This window comes from Salinispora pacifica CNR114, from assembly GCF_000514775.1.
In the GTDB taxonomy this organism is placed as follows: domain Bacteria; phylum Actinomycetota; class Actinomycetes; order Mycobacteriales; family Micromonosporaceae; genus Micromonospora; species Micromonospora pacifica.
Window position 1 is genome coordinate 319,367 of record NZ_AZWO01000001.1, and the last position, 16,457, is coordinate 335,823.

The window sequence follows — 16,457 nt, forward strand, 5'->3', positions numbered from 1 at the left end:
GGATCACACTCCTAGGGTTCGCGCACTGGACGAGTGGGGAGTGGCGTTGAACCGGGTTAGTTCGGGTTCGCAGTACACGATCGCGTATTTGCGCCCTGAGGGGTCACTCGGGCCCATACGCTGCTTAATCGTCGCTATTCGGTACTCCAGGGTGTTTGGGTCGAGGGCTACAGACAGGGACAGTTCAGTCTTCTCCGAAAGACCGCCTTTCACCTGATCCCGGCTGGGTGGCAACCAGGGATTACTCTTGGCGTCCCAGGTCTTGTCGCTGGCGTGGTGAAGGAACATCGTGGTAGCCCCGGTGTTGCGGGCCAGCTCGGTGCCCATCGACATAACCGACATTTGCTCGGTGTAGTCGGATTCGGCCCGATCGAAGTCCATCAGATTGTCAAAGACGATGACCTCGGGGTACCGATTATGCAGTTCCACGTACGCTTCCAGCTCCTCGTCCACCTGTTGCCAGGTGATGGGGGAGCCGAAGGAGAACTGGATTTTGCTCCGCCTAAGGGCGGAAAGGTACTTCTGGCGGTACTTCCCGCCCATCGCCATGCCCTTTTCGACCACCGCAGCCGTGTCGCCGCTTGCCATTGAGGCCAGTCGCGACGAAGCAGTAAAGGCCGACATGTCGGCGCTAAAGTACAAGGTGGGTAGTCCCATCTGCGCGACCCAGAATAGGGCGAATCCACTCTTTTGCGTCCCGCTGCGGCCAGCGATCATGATGACCTCACCATGTCGAGGGCGAGTCCCGCGCTCGTAGAGCGCCTGGAGCGCCGGAACGCGGGGTAGTTCCTTGCCGGATTCCGCGTACAGGGCGAGGGATCTGTCGGCTGTCAGCACTCTGTCTCCACCTCCTCGCTGAGTGGGCGAGTGGGCAGCCCGTTTGGCTACCCACTCGCTCACAAGTTCACACTTCAGTCGAAAGTTGGAACGTTGGCCAGTGCCCTGGTGACGGCCTCTTCTCGGCTGGTGAAGTAGTTCTCGACCTTCCCCTCGACCGAGGGGTCGGTGCCCCGCCACACGAAGCCGGACCCGCCATTTGCGAATGTCTTCCGCGTAACGATGGCAAGGAACGGCTTGTCGACGAACGCCTCCAGGTCTGGCGTCAGGTACTTGTGGGTGATCGTCGCGCCCTTTAGCACCTTGCTTGGCTGCCCCTTGTCCAGGGACTCCGAGGTGCTGAAGATAGTGATGTCGGCGACGACCTCGTCGCGGGTGCTAGTCACCCCCTGATAGGTGTTCGGCACGTTTCTACGGATTGACTTTGTCTCAATGAGTAGGGCCAAGTCGTTCATGTGATGTGCCGGCCTGAAGAACTCGCCAGCGGATGGCTTGCCGAAGATGGACACCGATTGGCTCCTCTGTTGGTCACACGATCACATCGTGCTGTTTGGACTATGGGTTGGCTCGCGCAGGTAGGGGCTAGCGCCGTGGGCTGGTGGTTCGATAGCTCACCGCGTATGAAAGCCGCCGAACGGACTCGCCACCTACGTCGCCGCTCTCAGCGCCCTGCCCCGTGCCTTCCAGGCCTCCAGTAGGCCGGCGTCCCTGAACTCGGTCGGGTGCTCCGCGTACAGCCGTTTGAGCCCGTTTTCTGTCTTCTCAGCCTCGATAAGAGCGAGCATCGGTCGCTTGGGTTCGGTCGGCTCCGCCGATTCCGTGGCCCCAGCCTGGACGGCCTGGCCGACGGCATTCCAGACATCGCCCTGTGGTCTGGACTGAGCGGCCGGCGTGTACTCCCGACCTGGTGGGATGACGGTCGCACCCAAAGCTCCGGCTAGGTTGCCCTTGGCGTGGGCCAGGTTGGTGGCCGACACGACGACATCCGACAGGCTTAGGCCGGCAAGGCTGTCTGGATCGAGGTCGAAGTACTCGACGATATCCTCATGGATCTCTTCCCGGGAGCCAGCGAAGGATACCCAGGTCTCCTCATGGCCCTTGCCATACTTGATCGTTACCTGGAGTCCGCGGCCCTTCGTGCCGCTAACGGTACTCACTGGTGGATCAGCTCCTCTACGCTCACAACTTCACAGTACTCCGATTGCGAATCGGTGTCAACATCACATGCTGATCTGGAGCGGAAACTCGATGCTCCGCACCCGGCGCAGCTCCCGCACCTGGCGGGCCACCTTCACCGCCTGCCAACCGATCCGCAGATCAATCCACTCGACGACCGTCGAGCCGCCACCCGGAAGTAGATGGACGATCAGCCCCCAGTCCTGATTGACGTCAGGCAGTGGCGTGCGTTCCTGAGTCCGCCAGTCGTAGCTCTGCCCACGTGAGTACAGCGCGAGCTGCATGGCTCGTTTTAGCGCCCCGTAGGCTTTGTTGCCCGTCTTCAGGTCCACGATCAGGCTGCCGCTGATGCTGTCCGGCGCGTACTCCGGCGCCCCCGGGGAGCGGCCGGGGCCGGGTCCGTCGTAGCGGGACACTCGGTCAGGAGTGCCGGCCACTAGCATGTCGTCAACCACCACCAACTGCTCGACCTGGACCACCTCTAGGTCCATTGTGGCAAGCATGTAGCCGGCCATGTCCTGACGGTCCTGCTCAGTTACCAGCACTGATGGCCGCCCAGGGCGCTTCAGCACGTTCGGAAGAGGCTCGCCTCGATCGACGCACTCGGACAGATAGTGCAGGTGCGAGCCCTTGTTCCGCTTGTCATGCGCGCCTGCTGCCTCTACCAGCCGGTCCGCCAGCGAGTTGAGCTGCTTTTTGTCGTTGGCTGGGTCTAGGTTCCCAGCGAGCCGGACCCCGTCTGGGTCGCGAGTCGCCCCGATTAGTACCATCCGCTTCTGCCAGCGCTCTAAGCTTGAACGGTCCTCTATTGCATCGATGAAGGTAGTGGCCCGAGTGTAGGCGACTAGCTTGTCCTTGCTCGGTACGTGTATGAGGGGCCTTCCGAAGCGGTCCCGGGGTTGCTCGTCCACCGCCTGCCGGGGTTGCGGTCTGCCGAACTCGGTCACGTGGGTATTGCCTCCTTCGGGCTCATCCAAATGCGGATGGTCCCGTCATCCAGTAGGTCGGGCTCGCACTCATCGCTGTCGTACACCTCCATACCCCGAGCCTCAACCAGAGTCACGGCGTGCTCATACTCCTCGGCCACGTACCCTGGTTGTAGGTCAATATGCCAGTCCCAGTTCTCGGGGTCGATGTGGACTGTCACTTTCGCGGCCCTTGTGTGACGCATTTGCCGGCTCCCGTCCCCCACGGTGGGCGTTTGCGGTGTCGCCGAGTGGAAAGATCACCATACTTGACTGGTTGAGCGTGTGCAACTGTGATCGGCGAAGTTCCTGTCGGCTGATCCAAGTAGTTCGAACCCTATCTGATCTTTGCAACCCCTGCCACACTGTGGACGCAGCACCTTTGACGTGGGACGCGGGGGTTGGCGAGGGTTGTCCGAACGTCTGCACTGATCGGAGACTGGCCTCCGGGCCGGGGCCTTGATTCGCACGCTCGCCTGGATACGGTTGCAGATTTCCGAGCGGAGGGGGGCGCTCTTGAGTGGCAGGAGCTGTCACGCCCCAACGAACGGCGGCGACCGGGTGAGTGAGTCGTGTGGACGGTCGCCGGCGAAGATGTGCCGCGGTCCTGTAGTCACGAGCTGGGCATGAGCACCCACACCAGCAGCTAACGCTGAAGCCGGAGCAGATTCCGGCCTGGCAGCGGCACGACGTGCGGTTTTGGGGCCGGTGGTGCCCAGCGAGCCGCCGGCTATCAAATCCACGGGACCACATGGCCGGATGCTGACAGAAGTGCGCCGGTGGCGTGCTGGACGGCGACCCTCCAGTGTGGCGACAGGTCGGTTGCAACATCCGTCTGAGCTCTATAGCCTCCGAACCCCTTGGACGTGGCCAAGGCTCCCTTCAGTCCACTCGGGGGCGAGTGGTTGTCTTGCGTTCGGGCTTGCGCACCAAGTCTGTGTCCTGCTTGCGCGCTGGCACGTAGAAGAACCCCTCTTTTGTCTCGATGTCGTAATGGACTACCAGGCCATCACGCTTGAGGCGGTCGACGAAGTTCTTGACCCGCTTCTCCTCGTCTGGCTTCAGCGTCTTGCCGGCTCTCCGGCGGGCCTCGGCCCGTAGCATCTGGGCCGGGAACAGCCAGCGGTGTTCATCCTTAAGCAACCATGGCAGCAGGTCGTCGTTTCGTAGTGTGCGGCGCTCTAGGCCCCGGCGCCGCCGAAAGTTACCAAAGAATGACGGGACGACATCGATGTCGTACTTCCGCTTGTACTCCTGGACCATCCACTGATAGCTTCTGCGCTCCTCGAACCAGCGGATTAACTCCTGCTCGTTCTGGATCTTCGAACTTGGCACTTGCGCCCCCTGTCGCGTCCAGCCCCCGGCCCCACGGTAAACATGTGCAACTGTGCCTTACCGTAAGTGGGCTTGTCAACTCACAGTAGTCGTGTGATAGGATTCAATCAGTCACAAAGAGGCCACCGAGGGTTAGCAGGAAGGTACTGCATGGCCAAGATGAATCTTACGATCTGTGATATATGCGGGGACAGGTCAAAGGACGCCCTGCCGTACACGATCAAGAGCAAGGATGGATCCGTCAGCGTCGACTTGTGTGAAGATGACGCCAAGCCGATCCTCGACCTGCAAGCAAAGATCGAAGATCGGCCGGTTGTCCGCCGCCCCGGCCGAGTCCCGGTCGCCACGATGGAGGACATCGAGAAGCTGAAGGGGTCGTGAGACAGGGATAGCGCCCCACCTGCAAGCGAGTTGCAAGTGGGGCGCGTTTTGTCACAGGATCACAGATCAGGATCGGCTGAGCCAGGGGATGTGCGCGTCGATGAAGTCGGCGACCACCGGGGTGTTCATCACCCGGGTCACGACACTGGCCACAGCGACGGTGCCGCCAGCCCCTGCCGCGAGGTAGGCGTAGACGTTGGGCGGGACATTACCCTCGATCTGCTCCATGGCCACAGGGACCGCGACCAGGAGGACCGAGCAGGCGGAGACAAATGCCTGAAAGCGGGTACGGATACGCCTGCGCCGGGCATCGCCGGCCGCCAGATCCTCGCTGGTGATGTCCTTGTACGGGGAGTGATCATTCACGCGAGACTCCTTCGTCGAAAAGTCAGAAGCGGCCGGCGTTGAGTCGGTGCTGGAGAGCCTTTACTACCGTGGATGTCGGCCTAGACATCACACTGTCGACCGGGGTGCGCAGATACCGCTGGAGCGCGCTCACGGTGTGGTACCTCCGACCGTCCTGCGCGATACCACGACCGTCAACCACCAGGTTTCGGTCGACCCGCGACTTCAGTACGAGCTGTACAGCGCGTACCAACTCGCTCGGGTTGGAGATCACGCCGTCGGCCGGGGTGCCCATAACCTGCTGCCAGCGTCGGACCGTCTTCGGCCCCAACCGCCCATCCACGGCCAGGCCCGGGGTGGCCTTGAGTGCCGCCGTGGTCTTTGGGCCAATCACGCCATCCACGGCCAGCGTCCTGGCACGCTGGAACGCGATCACCGCAGCCTCGGTGGCAGGGCCGAAGTCGCCGTCGGCCGCGATGTTCGCGCCGTGATCGTTCAGCCGCTCCTGACCGGTGCGCACGTCCTGGCCCTGCATGCCTCGCTTGAGCACTCGGTCGCCCAGGGCGGGCGGAGCCTGGCCGGCAACGAGCTTGCCGCCTGCCGCAAGGTAGCGGTCCAAGGTTTCGCCCTTGAGGACTGACAGCAGGGCATGCTTATTGGTGTAGGACGTGACGTATCTCCGCACCTCGGAAATGTGGATGTGCCACAGGTGGGACTTGTCGCTGACTGACGCCCTGCCCTTGCGGATGTCCCAGCCCTCGACCTGGCTGTCGCTGTCAGCCTGGCCGAAGAACTCGCGCCAACCGGCCATGCGGGGGTCCCGGGCTTTGGCCGCACTGAGTAGCCGTTGGGTGTACTTAGCGATGATCCTGTAGTCGCCGCGTTGCGCTGACCGGGAGGTAATGTCGACGGCTGCGGCCTTGTCGCCGGGGCCTGCCTTGTCGTCAGCGTGGGTAACGGAGTAGTTAGTTTTCGCGTTGGCGTCACGGGTGTTGTGGTAACCGGGTTTATTGGCGTAAATGCCCGACAGGGTCAGGTCGCCACTCTCTAGGGCGATGATGTTGCCCGCCAGTTCCCACATGCTGTTATGAATTCGAGTGGGAATTGGGTTCGGTGCTTTTGCCATGGGCGGATTCTCCAAAGGCGGGATTGGTTGCGTGAGGCGGTGGTTTGGCCGCGGCGGCATCAGGCGGCTAGGAGTTGGGGCGAGTCAACCAGTCATGTGCTGGTCAAGGCGGCGGGCGACATCCATCCGCTCTAAGCGTTCGTGGCGGATGTCATCGCGCAGACCGTTGATGTCTCGGCCCTGCTGACGTTGCGTCTCGATGACCTGGTCCAGCCCGGCGAGGACGCGGTCGATGTCGTCGCGGAGGTTGGTGTCGTGGGCGTTGGTGACATGCTCGCGCACCTCGGCGAGGTGCTTGTGCTGTCTGCGTAGCAGGTCAACCAGTAGGCCGATGAAGGCGACGGCTATCGCGCCGAGGGCGGTAACTATGGCCGCCTGTACGGCCGGATCGAGGGAGAGAGCGAGGGCGGGGCGCACGCGGCAGTCTCACCTCCAGGTTGATCCGTCACCTGCCCTGACCTGGGTCATGACCCACCGGGTGCCACTGCCAATCCATACGATGGCATCGCGCCACCGAGCGCCATCGCCGACCTTGACACCGCTCAGCGTGGTGGCCGACGCCGTTGGGGACCACGGGCTCACGCCGACTGCGTTGATGGCGCGAATCCGTATGTAGTAGGTGGTGCCCGGGAGCAGGCCGGACAGGGTTGCGGGTGATGCTGAGTCGGTCACGGTGGTCACGTCCGTAAAGGACGGGTTCACGGATCGGGCGATCTCGTATCCAGTGATGGACGCGCCGCCAGTGTCAGATGGCGCATACCAGGACACTGAGGCGGTGGTCGCGGTGATAGTGCTGAAACTCGGCGTGGTGGGTGCACTCGGCGCTTTGGCGCTGGTGGTGAACGCCCTGGAGCCGGAGTAGGAACCCCAGCCCACGGAATTGCGCGCCCGCACTCGGGCGTAGAGAGTGGTGCCGGGTGGCAGCCCGACGATGGTCCGGATCGTGCCCCAGCCTGGCGTGCTCCAGGTGTGGACGAGGTCCGTGAAGGCGGAGTTTCGTGACAACTGCCCAGCGTTGTAGTCCAGGGAGCGCCCGTTGTTGGACGGGGTGGACCAGGACAACCGTGCCGAGGTGGCGGTGACGGAACTGGCCGTGGGCGTCCCAGGGGCGCTTGGCGCGCTCGGAGGGCGGGCCGGCAGGGAAAGAGAACGTGTGTGTCTCGGTGTGCCGCCGTTATACATCCCGGAGATGGCGGCCGTCCATGAGTAGGTAGGTCCGCCACTGTGGCTGATGCTGGCAGTGAAATTCTTGCTGTAGATCAACTTCGTGGCACCGGTGCCGTCCAGGCTGTTGTGGTATGTGCCTGTGCCGCCACCCGTGCCGCTGATGCTGTAATTTTGATTGTCGTCGAATCTCCAGCCGTCCGTAACCCTGACGTAGACGCGCAGATACACGGTGACGGATGTGCTCGATGCACCGGGGGTGGACGTCCAACAGTTAATGCCTACCCGGAGGTGACCTGAGCTGCTACCCCATGTGGTTGCCATGCGCCTCAGCCGACCGGCTGAATCCAGATGCGGTCCGTAGTCGGCGCACCTGACGGAGTGGTGGTGGAGACCGTTAGCGTATATCCGTGCCACCGGGTCGAGTTCTCGACCGGGTTGGGGATTAGGCCCTCCCAGGCCGAGCCGTTGTAGTACTCCCAGCGCCCCGTCGTAGCGTTGAAGCCGAGCTGCGGCTTGCGGGGGGCGGTCGGGCGCGTGTCGGTGGTCCAGCCGCGAACGCGAAGACCGGCGAACTCGCGGTCATCGACCACCCCGGCGATCCCGGTTACGTTCGCGTCGATCGGCATGCGAGCGAGGGAGATTTCATGCCTGCCGGTGTCGGTCTGCGTGAGGGCTGGGAGCCCGCCGCCGGGGACTCCCTCCAGGACTTCCAGTGTGATCGAGTCCGCGGCGGGGTCTAGGCGCAGAATGGTGCGGTCTGTGCGGGCGGACGTGCCAGAGGGCGGTACCGGCACCGTCTCGACAGCAGTCGATACGACGGCATGGCCGCGAACGATGGCGAAGCCCGGCTGCACGAAGACGTTCATCCCACCTGGGTCGCCAGACACCTGGAAGCCGGCCCCGCCGTGCGTGTCGGCAACACCGGAGTCCTGAAGTTCCCGAAACAGGTTGGAGTATTGGGTTTCCGTTGTTTCTTGGCCGTCGAAGGGGTACGCGCTGATCACAGGCAGTCCTACAGTCCTCGGCATGGAGAAGCCCCCGCGCCTAGCGCTTGGGGCTGGTGGTGGGTGGGGCGTTAGTTGGCCCAGCGGATTGGGGTTACCCGCAGTGCTGGGTAGGCAACACCGGTTGCGCCGTTGCCGGTTTTGTATGCTCGCGCCCGGAAGGTGTATGAACCCGCATCCAGGCGGGTGGTCATGCTGGTGGAGTGTTGGCCGCCGCCGGGTTGAGTGCCATGGGTGCCCACATACAACACCTGCCCCCAGGCCCCACCAGCCCACGACTGCGGGGCAGTGCCATTGACGCTGACGCCGCAGCGGATGGTCGTCGAGTCGACATATCCGGCCGACAACCAGGCGCCCAACTCGACCTGGACGATGGCGTCTTGGGGCAGGGTGAGGCTGATGGTCCCGAGGTTGGGCAGGTCGGCCCAGGACGTTGCGGTGACCGGAATTGCGTTGCTATACGACAGCACCTGCGGGTCGGGGGGCAGCGTGTTCGGGTTCTCCGCGTTCCGCTCCAGCAGGGAGATCCGTTTTTCGGCGATGCCGAGTCTGCTCGCCGAGCTGGGGTCGGCGCGGGGTGACCCGATCAGGGCCCCGATCCGGAATCCCTCCGAGTTGGCCCTGAGGATGTACCCGGTCACAGTGGAGGCGAGCGGGCGGGCCTCGACTGTGACGCCTACCCGGTCGCCCAGGTACCAGTCGCGGCCGAACTGCATGCTGGAATCTTCCATCGGAACAGCCTGGACGGCGAGGGCGGCGAAGCCCTCCTCGTCCAGCACCTCTTGGCCGGCTCGGGCTAGCTCGTCCCAGTCGTCGGTGTTGCGCTGGTCGACAAACCGTTCAATGCGCCGGCCCCACGCGCCCTCGGCGGCCAGGGACTCGGCAGTCTCTATTTCCAGGAACTGCCGCTCGGTCAACTGGCCCTGGCCAGCGACCAGGACGCGGGTCGCGCCCGGTGGCGTGACCGCCACACGATGCCCGGCCAGTGTGTTGTTGTACACGTCCAGGCGGACTTCTGCCGATCGATCATTGACCTGGTAGGTCTCGAAGGCCAGACTGGCGCCGCGCTGGATGATACGAAATCCTAAGCTGTCTGGTCCGGCCAGCTCGGCGAGCAGGTCGCCGAGGATCGCGAAGCGGGTGCTCTTGGTGACCTGCTCGCCGCGGGCAAGGTCCGCGCCCATGACGAGGTGGCTAGTCAGCAGTCCGGTAGGCCGGCGCTCGGCTGGCGCAGCCGGGCCGATGTTCGCGGCGACGAAGGCGTGCATCACCGACTCCGCTGGGCCGGTTCGCACGTCGTGGGCCAGGGCCTGGCCATCGAGGTCGGGGTTAGTCGGATCAGGCAGCGCCAGGTGGTCCGCCAGTAGGACGGTGTCCGTCACTCCCTCAAAAGTGATAGTGCCAGCGGGGTCGTCGGCCGTGGCGCGGCTTTCCTGCCGGGCCGTAGGTCCGGAAAACGCCTCATGACCATCTGGGCCCGTCACCACGATGCCGGAGCCGGGCTGGCGTAGAGCGCCCGCTAGGGGGTGATCCGCAGTCAGTCGCAGCCGCCAGCTACCAACGTTGTTGTGCAGGTCGGATAGCTCCAGGTCCAGTTCTTCGTGGCGGACTTGGCCTAGGCGGGTGAGGGTCTTGTCCCTAATCTCGACGGTGATGTCCGCGAGGATCACTCAGATCACCATCCATCTGCGTGGCCGCCAGGTGCAGGAAATCGACGAGCGGCCGACAACCTGCGGGAGGGAGCGGGTTGAGGCGGAGGCGTGGTTCACGCCCGTCCATTGGTGGACGCCCGTTGTCAGGGAGTCCAGGCTGTCTCCATCGAAGTAGGAACCGGTGTAGCTGCCGCTGATGAGTGCCCAGTGGGCTAGGTCGAACTGCCCATGCGTGGTCGGGGATAGGGTGTCGGGTAGGCTGATATGGAGCCCGATGTCCGCATCTGTCCCAGCGTCGGCGAGCGCGGTGAAATGTATCCGCGCGTCCATCCAGCCAGCACCCACGCCGAAGACATGGGTGCTGGGCATCACTTCAGCAGAGCCTGCCTCGTTGGCGATTCGTAGTGAGACCTCGTCGGACGGCCAGCCTGCCATCCGCATGCGTACCAGCAGCGTGTACTGCTGTCCGGCGGTGATGTCGGTATGCGACACGGCCGTGGACCTGGCTACGCGGTTGCTGGTAGTCGGGCTACCGGCGACAGCGCGCCACCGCTGGTGGCGGGTGCCAGCGGTGCCGGCGGCCCAATACGGAAACCAGGCTGAGTCACCGGAGACGCTGACCGCCTGCCCTACCGACTGCGGGGCCACGGCCTCCGAGACTGAGCCGTGAGCCATGTCCACCCACCGGTAGGTGACTCCATCCGTAGGGTCCGTGCTGCCGTCGAAGTAGCTATCCAGAACGGTCGTCTTTTCATACAGCACCGCATCCCACCAGAGAGCCGTGCCGTCCGGCGGGTGAGGTACATTGATGTCAGTTGTTACAACCTCAATATAGACCTTGTCCACTTCTGCCGGCATTGACTGGCTTGTCACGTGCACTCGGGTCCAGGTGTTCGCCGGGAGGTCAGCGACTGGTCCCTCGATGCGGGCCAGTTCATCGAAGTCGGCGCTGTAGGCAACCATTGATGCCTGCATTTCGCACGGTTCGTCACTGCGCATGTAAACAGAGCAGGTGAGTGGGTCGCCTTCGGCCACCTGACCGGCCATGAGGTCATAAATGTAGAAGCCGGCAGCCCTGGTGCCGTCCGCGTTGCTTGTGGTCATCCAGGAGGACCGAGTGCCCGAGTAGGCCGCCGTGGCGTCGAAGCCGAATTCGGAGGCCCATATCCAGCCGCCCCCGATGTCACGGTCACCGCCGGGCTCTTGAGAGGGGTTACGGAAGTAATTTCTCCGCACCACCGTTTCCCCCGTCGCATTCTCGCCGCGGGGATTGGTGACATAATTAGTCCAGATCGGAGCGCCCCTTGGGGCAAGGGTGCCGGCTGAAGTGTCCTCCAGGGAGACGTGTGCGGTAGTCGTGCCGGGCGGGATTGACCACAATTTCGGAGCGGGAGCAAGCTCGGCGTAGCGATTGACCCCGGTGCCGTCCGTGACCGCGCCGGAGCCAGTGTCGACGATCAGCTTCTCATCGGGCAAAAGGGTGCCCACCCACATGAACTCATGCCCCTCCACGGACCGGGCATGGAAGGCGCTTCCCGGGCCGTTCACCTCCCACACCGGGTAGGCGGGAGCGTCACCCGTGTTCTCCAGCGTCATTGAGCCAATAGCCTGGCTGGCGGCGACCTGGAGCCTGGCTAGTCCGCTGAGCAGTAGGCCGCGACCACCGCTGCCGTGCTCGATGACCTTGCGCGTTTCGACTGAGGAGGTCCAATACGGCTGGCCGGCGCGCAGGGTGAGGACCAGCCGCAGGTCTTGGTTCCCAATGGTGTCGACGCCGTAGACGTAGTCACCGCCCCCGACTCGGCGTACCTCGGTATACCAGCTCGACCCGCCATCCTCGACCAGACGCAAGGTGCACGGTCCCGCCATCATGAGCGCCAGCCGGGACACTAGCCGCTGGAGGCCCGCGCGGTCGGGTGCGGAAAAATAGAGCGGGAGGTCGATGTCCCGGGGCAACACCCGCTGCCCCCGAAACAGGGCACCGTCGCCAGCGCCCGCGAGCCACTGGGTGGAGATGTCTGGGAGGCCGAGGCCCGTAAGGCCCGGCATGGCCTGAAACCCCTCGCCCCGCATCAGGACGTCATCGAGGTTAATGACATCGGTAGCCGACTCCAGTTGCAGTCTCACCAGCCCACCATCCGTGCGCGTCCGGCGGCCTTGAACAGGTCTTCCTCGCTGGACAGCGAGGATCCCGGGGCCGCGTGATAGTTGAGGATCTTTTGAACGACGGCCTCCTGCTCGGCCCCATCCAGGGCTGCCGCTAGCCGGGAATGAATGCCGCCGGTCGCGCCCGGAATAGCAAACTCAGTGCTGGCAACATCTTTGGTCAGCTCGGCCAGGGAGCGGCGCACCATGCCGTAGCGGGATTCCAGGCCATTAATGAAGCCGTCCATGACCATTCGGCCGGCGTCAACCAAAAGGTTTCGGTCCTCAGAGGCCGGGCCCTTCCAGTCGGGGATCAGGTTGGTAATTGAATTGAGGGTGCCCTTGACCTTGCCGACCATTGATTTGATGCCCCTTATGAGGCCATCGATGATCTTTTTGCCGGCGTCGTGTAGGAGGGTACTGGCATTGCGGAAAGTATCAACGACGCCCTTGCGCAGCAGTTCAACCGCGGCGCGAACATCGTCGAAGGCTCCGCGGAACAGCTTCTTGATCGCATCTAGCGCATTGCCCGGGGCGGCTTTGAGGTCGTCCAGGAATGATCCCCATCGCCCCTTGATGCTGTCCCACAGCTCCAGCGCAATCCGCTTGATCGCGCTCCAAGCGTTGCCCCAGAGACTCGTAATCCCCTTGAGCGCGCCCTTGAGGACACTCCCCCCGAGGAAGGCGAGGATCAGGACGAAGGCACCCTTGATGGCGTCCCAGATGCCGGTCCAGACCTGCTGGATGCCGGTCCACATTCGGCTCCAGTCACCGGTGAATAGGCCCGCGAAGACGTTCCAGACCCCCATAACATAGCTAGTGACGCCTTTAAATACGTCCTTGATTGCGTTGATAATGTCGATGAAGGCGCCAATGACAACCTCGCCGACCCAGACGATCGCTGGCGCGAGCAGGTCGAGCAGCCAGTTTGCGAACGCCGCGATGACGGTGAGCACTGGGGTCAAGGCCGCGACCAGGCCCGTGATCGCGGCGACCAATGGCGGCAGGACTGCCATCACGATCTGCATGACGATGTCGATCAGTGGGGTAAGGATCGCCGTCACCAGGTTGATCAGAACAGGCAAAAGCGGAGTGATCGCGGTTAGGAGTTCACCAATGACCATTCCGAGCAGCCCCAGAAGCGGAGCCAGCGCGGTAACAATCTGGAGCAGCGCACCGCCGAGGATGTCGACCACCGGCATCAGGGCCGGCAGGATCGCAGTGAACGCGATGGCCAGCGCCTCGATCAGCACCGCAGCGATCGGTCCCAACGCGGCCAAGAGCTGACCAGCGACCTGGGCGATCAGGCCAATGACCCCGGCGAGCGGGGCCATCGCGGGAGCCAGGGCAGAGACCGCAGCCGACATCGCGACGATCAGGGCCTCGATACCCCTCTGGATAGCAGGGTCCGCCAACGCGCCAGCTATGGCACCCAGCGCGACACCCAGCGTTGCCCCGATCAACGGGCCCAGCGTGGTGAACGTGTTCGCCAGGCTGGTGAACAGCCGTTCGAGCTGAGGGCCCGCGCCCGAGGCGATGTTGCTCATCATCTCGTGCGCTGTGGCGAACACGTTCGTGAGCGTCGCTTGGAAAGCGGGAGAGTTGACCACCGCCGCGACTCGGCCGAGGGTGTCGGCCATCGCGCCGAGCGACGAACCGCCGCCGGCCGTAGCCGCCCGGCCAATGCCCGCGAACGTCGACGAGAGGTGCTTGATCACATCGCCCAGCGCGGTGAGCTGCATGAGCGCGGTGTCGATCCAGTCGTCGAGCCGACCATCCGCCGCGGCCCCGGAGAGCCAGGCGTCGAAGCTGTTCGTGATGTCAACAAACCACTGGGCGAGCCGGGGCAGGTAGCCGGCACCGACCGACCCGAGGGTCGCGAAAATACTGGCCAAGCCCTCGCTTGCCTCGGAGGCGATGTCGATCGAAGCCGTTAGGTCGTCGAACATGCCGGCCAGAGCGCCGTCGAACGTTCCCGTGAAGGCGGTGGCAAGCTGGCCGAAGAAGGTGCCGAGATGTGACGAGACGTGCGCGATGCCGGCCGAGAACTGTGGCAGGAGGGTACTGATCAGCTCCTGAATTGGAGCCCTGGCCGCCGACCAAAAGTTAGCCGACATCCTGTCCTGGAGGGCGGATAGCTGGGCACTGACCTGCGGAAAGACCGTGGTGAAGTCCTTCAAGACGGCGACCGTTGCCCCGAGGCCGATCGCCATCCCGCCGAAAATCCCGGGCAACGCCAGGGCTGCGGGGGCGATCTGCGCCAGGGCGGCCGACAAGGCGGCCAGATTGCTCGCCGCGGCGATACCCCAGCCGGCGAGACCAGCAACCGCCAGGGCCAATGCGCCGATCAGGGGCACGGCCTTGTCCAAGTTGATCAGCTTTTCGTACAGGGTGTCGAAGATGCTGTGCAGCGCGCGAGCGCCGCTGAGGGCAGCCAGGGCTGTGACCACGTTCGCCAAGGCCGCATTATTGATCTGCGGAATGATCTCGACCGTGCGGGGCCGAGAGACCGCGCGCAGCCGGGCATTGACCAGGGTGGCGGCACCAGTCAACAGCTCAGGCTTGACCTGGATCTTCAGAGGGCTGATGCCCCTAGCCCAGTCCCGCAGCTCCTTCTTCAGCCGGTTCAGGTGGGTCTTGTCGATGTCGAGCTGGACCTTGAGATCCTTGAGCTGCCGCTGAATCTTGGTCAGCTCGCGTTGGGTCGACGACCGGAATTTGCTGGTGTCAGGCATCACTCTGACGCTGATGCGCCCGATTACCTGTCCGGAATCCGGCATGTCTACCTCCGCTGGAGCCGTTTGTAGATGTCAGCGACCGAGGCAGGCTTCTTGGGCCCGGCCTGTGACTTCGACCTAGGGCGCGGGTAGGCGTCGAACTTCGGTGCCTTGCCCTTCTGCCAGTTGCCGGTAGCCCGGGTGTTGGTGGTGATCGCGTCGAAAAGGTCGGCTAGCAGGTAACGGTCCTGCCCCCAGCCGAATCGGTCCCGGCCTCCGGACGCGAGAGCAACGGTCAGGGAGGTGTCGGGCAGCCTCTGCACGTACGCCAGGACGAGGGTCGGCGATGGACCGCGCCCCTCGATCACGTCCACCAGGTTGAGCCCGTAGTGGTACGCGAGGTCAGGCAGCAGCCCCTCACCGTAGGCGTCGATCAGTCGGCAGAGGGCGAGGCTTCCCCCGCCTGGGTGCCCTCCACGTAGCGCTCGAAGATCGTGGCCATGACTGCGAGGTCGTCGCCAATCTCTCTCAGTAGCGCGGTCGCCTGAGGCTTGTTGCGGGCGACGAGGGTCAACGCCTCACGAAGTAGGGCTTCCTGGTCCGCGCCGTCTTCGGTCAGTCGTTCCTGGACGCTGCCTAGCGCATCCCGGTTTCGTTTGGCCAGGCGCAACGGGTTGAGTAGGGAGACCGTGGTCTCTCCGAGGGCAATGTCGAGCGATGCGTACTTTGCATCAGCGGCAGCACGAATATCGTCGAGGGAGAGGGCGTTAGGCATTATGTGCGAGTCTCCAGGGGAAGTAGATCATGCATGGGTGGAATACGGCTTGAGACATCTCCTAAAAGGCCCCTACTGTCGGGTCAGGGTGCCTCGCCGGCCTCCCACGAGTCACCGTCCCAATAGGCGTTCGAGCTGTCGCCTAGGACCACATACTGTCCCGTGGTCCACGCGGACAGCGGATTGGCGATCACTGCGGCTATCGTGGCCAGGTCGGTCGGGGCCATAGCGCCAGCCGGGGTGTAGGTACCCGGGCTGCCAGCATCCGCGCCGGTAGCCTGGTGATTCTCGCCCAACGGGGTGATCGCGAAGGTCCAATCGTTGGTCATGTAGGCCAGGGGCTTCACACCAAGCGGCAAGCTGGCAAGTGACTCAGTGTCACTGCTCTCGATATCGTCGGCCCGGTATATCTCAGTCTTCGGCGCGTAGATCGCAAAGTGATTCTCGCCGTCTACGAAGATCGCTAGAAAGGCGCAAACGGTCGGTTGCGGGTCTTTCGGTACGCCCATCGTGCCGTCCGGTAGCTCGGGGCTGTTGGCACCGAAGTACAGGCGCAATGACGCTTTGTCGAACTGCTGGAGCGTGAAGTTAATGGTCTCGGTTCGCCTGCTGTACTTGGTGCGCAGGGTGCTGTTCTGGAGCGTGCCGATGGTGGTGGCCTCGCCGCCCTCAGACGTGATCCCGAAGATGTCTTCGAGGCTCGTATGGCCCACAGGCTCCCAGGGGGCACCTGGGAGGAGCAAGTCCGAAGGCTTCGCAGTGCCGGTCGGCGCGGTCAAGTAGTTGCCACTGCCGATGACGAGGGTGGCGTTGTCGTTCAAGGCCACAGGGG

General features: G+C 63.7%; 18 protein-coding genes. 1 reads left to right on the forward strand and 17 read right to left on the reverse strand.

The window, feature by feature from the left end; genetic code table 11:
- Window positions 1-3: 3 nt before the first annotated feature.
- The 6 genes from B118_RS27795 to B118_RS0101630 form a co-directional block, all read right to left on the reverse strand.
- Window positions 4-837, reverse strand: a complete 834-nt coding sequence (locus B118_RS27795) for an AAA family ATPase (protein WP_026323052.1) — start codon at window positions 835-837, stop codon at window positions 4-6.
- A 74-nt stretch (window positions 838-911) separates the two neighbouring features.
- Entirely contained in the window at window positions 912-1,346 is a 435-nt protein-coding gene (locus tag B118_RS0101610) for a hypothetical protein (protein ID WP_018728537.1), read from the reverse strand.
- A 138-nt stretch (window positions 1,347-1,484) separates the two neighbouring features.
- Window positions 1,485-1,994 (reverse strand): hypothetical protein, encoded by a 510-nt coding sequence (locus tag B118_RS0101615; RefSeq protein WP_018728536.1) that lies wholly within the window; start codon window positions 1,992-1,994, stop codon window positions 1,485-1,487.
- 63 nt (window positions 1,995-2,057) lie between these two features.
- Window positions 2,058-2,960 carry a hypothetical protein gene (locus B118_RS0101620; protein WP_238323844.1) on the reverse strand — a complete coding sequence of 301 codons (903 nt, stop codon included), beginning with the start codon at window positions 2,958-2,960 and terminating at the stop codon, window positions 2,058-2,060.
- Entirely contained in the window at window positions 2,957-3,160 is a 204-nt protein-coding gene (locus tag B118_RS31490) for a hypothetical protein (RefSeq protein WP_155256527.1), read from the reverse strand. The genes B118_RS0101620 and B118_RS31490 overlap by 4 nt, the downstream gene beginning before the upstream one ends.
- A gap of 700 nt (window positions 3,161-3,860) precedes the next feature.
- Window positions 3,861-4,313, reverse strand: coding sequence for a hypothetical protein (locus tag B118_RS0101630; protein ID WP_018728533.1), 453 nt, complete (start codon window positions 4,311-4,313; stop codon window positions 3,861-3,863).
- 150 nt (window positions 4,314-4,463) lie between these two features.
- On the opposite strand from B118_RS0101630, the gene B118_RS0101635 reads away from it, so the two are divergent.
- Complete coding sequence (locus B118_RS0101635; protein ID WP_018728532.1) at window positions 4,464-4,694, forward strand: hypothetical protein; 231 nt, start codon at window positions 4,464-4,466, stop codon at window positions 4,692-4,694.
- A 66-nt stretch (window positions 4,695-4,760) separates the two neighbouring features.
- Here B118_RS0101635 and B118_RS0101640 read toward each other — a convergent pair whose 3' ends face one another.
- The 11 genes from B118_RS0101640 to B118_RS0101695 all read right to left on the reverse strand — a co-directional run bounded on the left by B118_RS0101640 (window position 4,761) and on the right by B118_RS0101695 (window position 16,452).
- Window positions 4,761-5,060, reverse strand: a complete 300-nt coding sequence (locus B118_RS0101640) for a hypothetical protein (RefSeq protein WP_018728531.1) — start codon at window positions 5,058-5,060, stop codon at window positions 4,761-4,763.
- Between the two features lie 22 nt (window positions 5,061-5,082).
- Complete coding sequence (locus B118_RS32645; RefSeq protein ID WP_238323845.1) at window positions 5,083-6,165, reverse strand: peptidoglycan-binding domain-containing protein; 1,083 nt, start codon at window positions 6,163-6,165, stop codon at window positions 5,083-5,085.
- Between the two features lie 84 nt (window positions 6,166-6,249).
- Window positions 6,250-6,582, reverse strand: a complete 333-nt coding sequence (locus B118_RS0101650) for a DUF2746 domain-containing protein (protein WP_018728529.1) — start codon at window positions 6,580-6,582, stop codon at window positions 6,250-6,252.
- 9 nt (window positions 6,583-6,591) lie between these two features.
- On the reverse strand, window positions 6,592-7,560 hold the full coding sequence (locus B118_RS29745; protein WP_162173344.1) for a fibronectin type III domain-containing protein: 969 nt from the start codon (window positions 7,558-7,560) through the stop codon (window positions 6,592-6,594).
- A 98-nt stretch (window positions 7,561-7,658) separates the two neighbouring features.
- Entirely contained in the window at window positions 7,659-8,336 is a 678-nt protein-coding gene (locus B118_RS0101665; RefSeq protein ID WP_238323846.1) for a hypothetical protein, read from the reverse strand.
- A gap of 71 nt (window positions 8,337-8,407) precedes the next feature.
- Window positions 8,408-10,006 carry a siphovirus ReqiPepy6 Gp37-like family protein gene (locus tag B118_RS27810; RefSeq protein WP_080678004.1) on the reverse strand — a complete coding sequence of 533 codons (1,599 nt, stop codon included), beginning with the start codon at window positions 10,004-10,006 and terminating at the stop codon, window positions 8,408-8,410.
- The gene (locus B118_RS32300; RefSeq protein ID WP_202902311.1) at window positions 10,007-12,115 is read right to left on the reverse strand and encodes a phage tail family protein; all 2,109 of its coding nucleotides are present in this window, start codon (window positions 12,113-12,115) and stop codon (window positions 10,007-10,009) included. It abuts the gene before it with no gap.
- A complete protein-coding gene (locus tag B118_RS0101680) occupies window positions 12,112-14,868 on the reverse strand; it encodes a phage tail protein (protein WP_155256528.1) in 2,757 nt (918 codons plus the stop codon). Before B118_RS0101680 ends, B118_RS32300 begins: the two co-directional genes overlap by 4 nt.
- 47 nt (window positions 14,869-14,915) lie before the next feature.
- The gene (locus B118_RS0101685) at window positions 14,916-15,218 is read right to left on the reverse strand and encodes a hypothetical protein (RefSeq protein WP_238323847.1); all 303 of its coding nucleotides are present in this window, start codon (window positions 15,216-15,218) and stop codon (window positions 14,916-14,918) included.
- Window positions 15,219-15,283: 65 nt separating this feature from the next.
- The gene (locus B118_RS0101690) at window positions 15,284-15,625 is read right to left on the reverse strand and encodes a phage tail assembly protein (protein ID WP_018728522.1); all 342 of its coding nucleotides are present in this window, start codon (window positions 15,623-15,625) and stop codon (window positions 15,284-15,286) included.
- A gap of 83 nt (window positions 15,626-15,708) precedes the next feature.
- Window positions 15,709-16,452: a phage tail tube protein gene (locus B118_RS0101695; protein WP_028192290.1), complete on the reverse strand. Its 744-nt coding sequence runs from the start codon at window positions 16,450-16,452 to the stop codon at window positions 15,709-15,711.
- Between the last annotated feature and the right edge of the window lie 5 nt (window positions 16,453-16,457).

Excerpts from the sequence above, each read along its gene's own strand:
- B118_RS0101635 (WP_018728532.1), top strand. The coding sequence starts at position 4,464 with ATGGCCAAGATGAATCTTACGATCTGTGATATATGCGGGGACAGGTCA.
- B118_RS32645 (WP_238323845.1), bottom strand. The coding sequence starts at position 6,165 with ATGGCAAAAGCACCGAACCCAATTCCCACTCGAATTCATAACAGCATG.
- B118_RS0101680 (WP_155256528.1), bottom strand. The coding sequence starts at position 14,868 with ATGCCTGACACCAGCAAATTCCGGTCGTCGACCCAACGCGAGCTGACC.
- B118_RS0101690 (WP_018728522.1), bottom strand. The coding sequence starts at position 15,625 with ATGCCTAACGCCCTCTCCCTCGACGATATTCGTGCTGCCGCTGATGCA.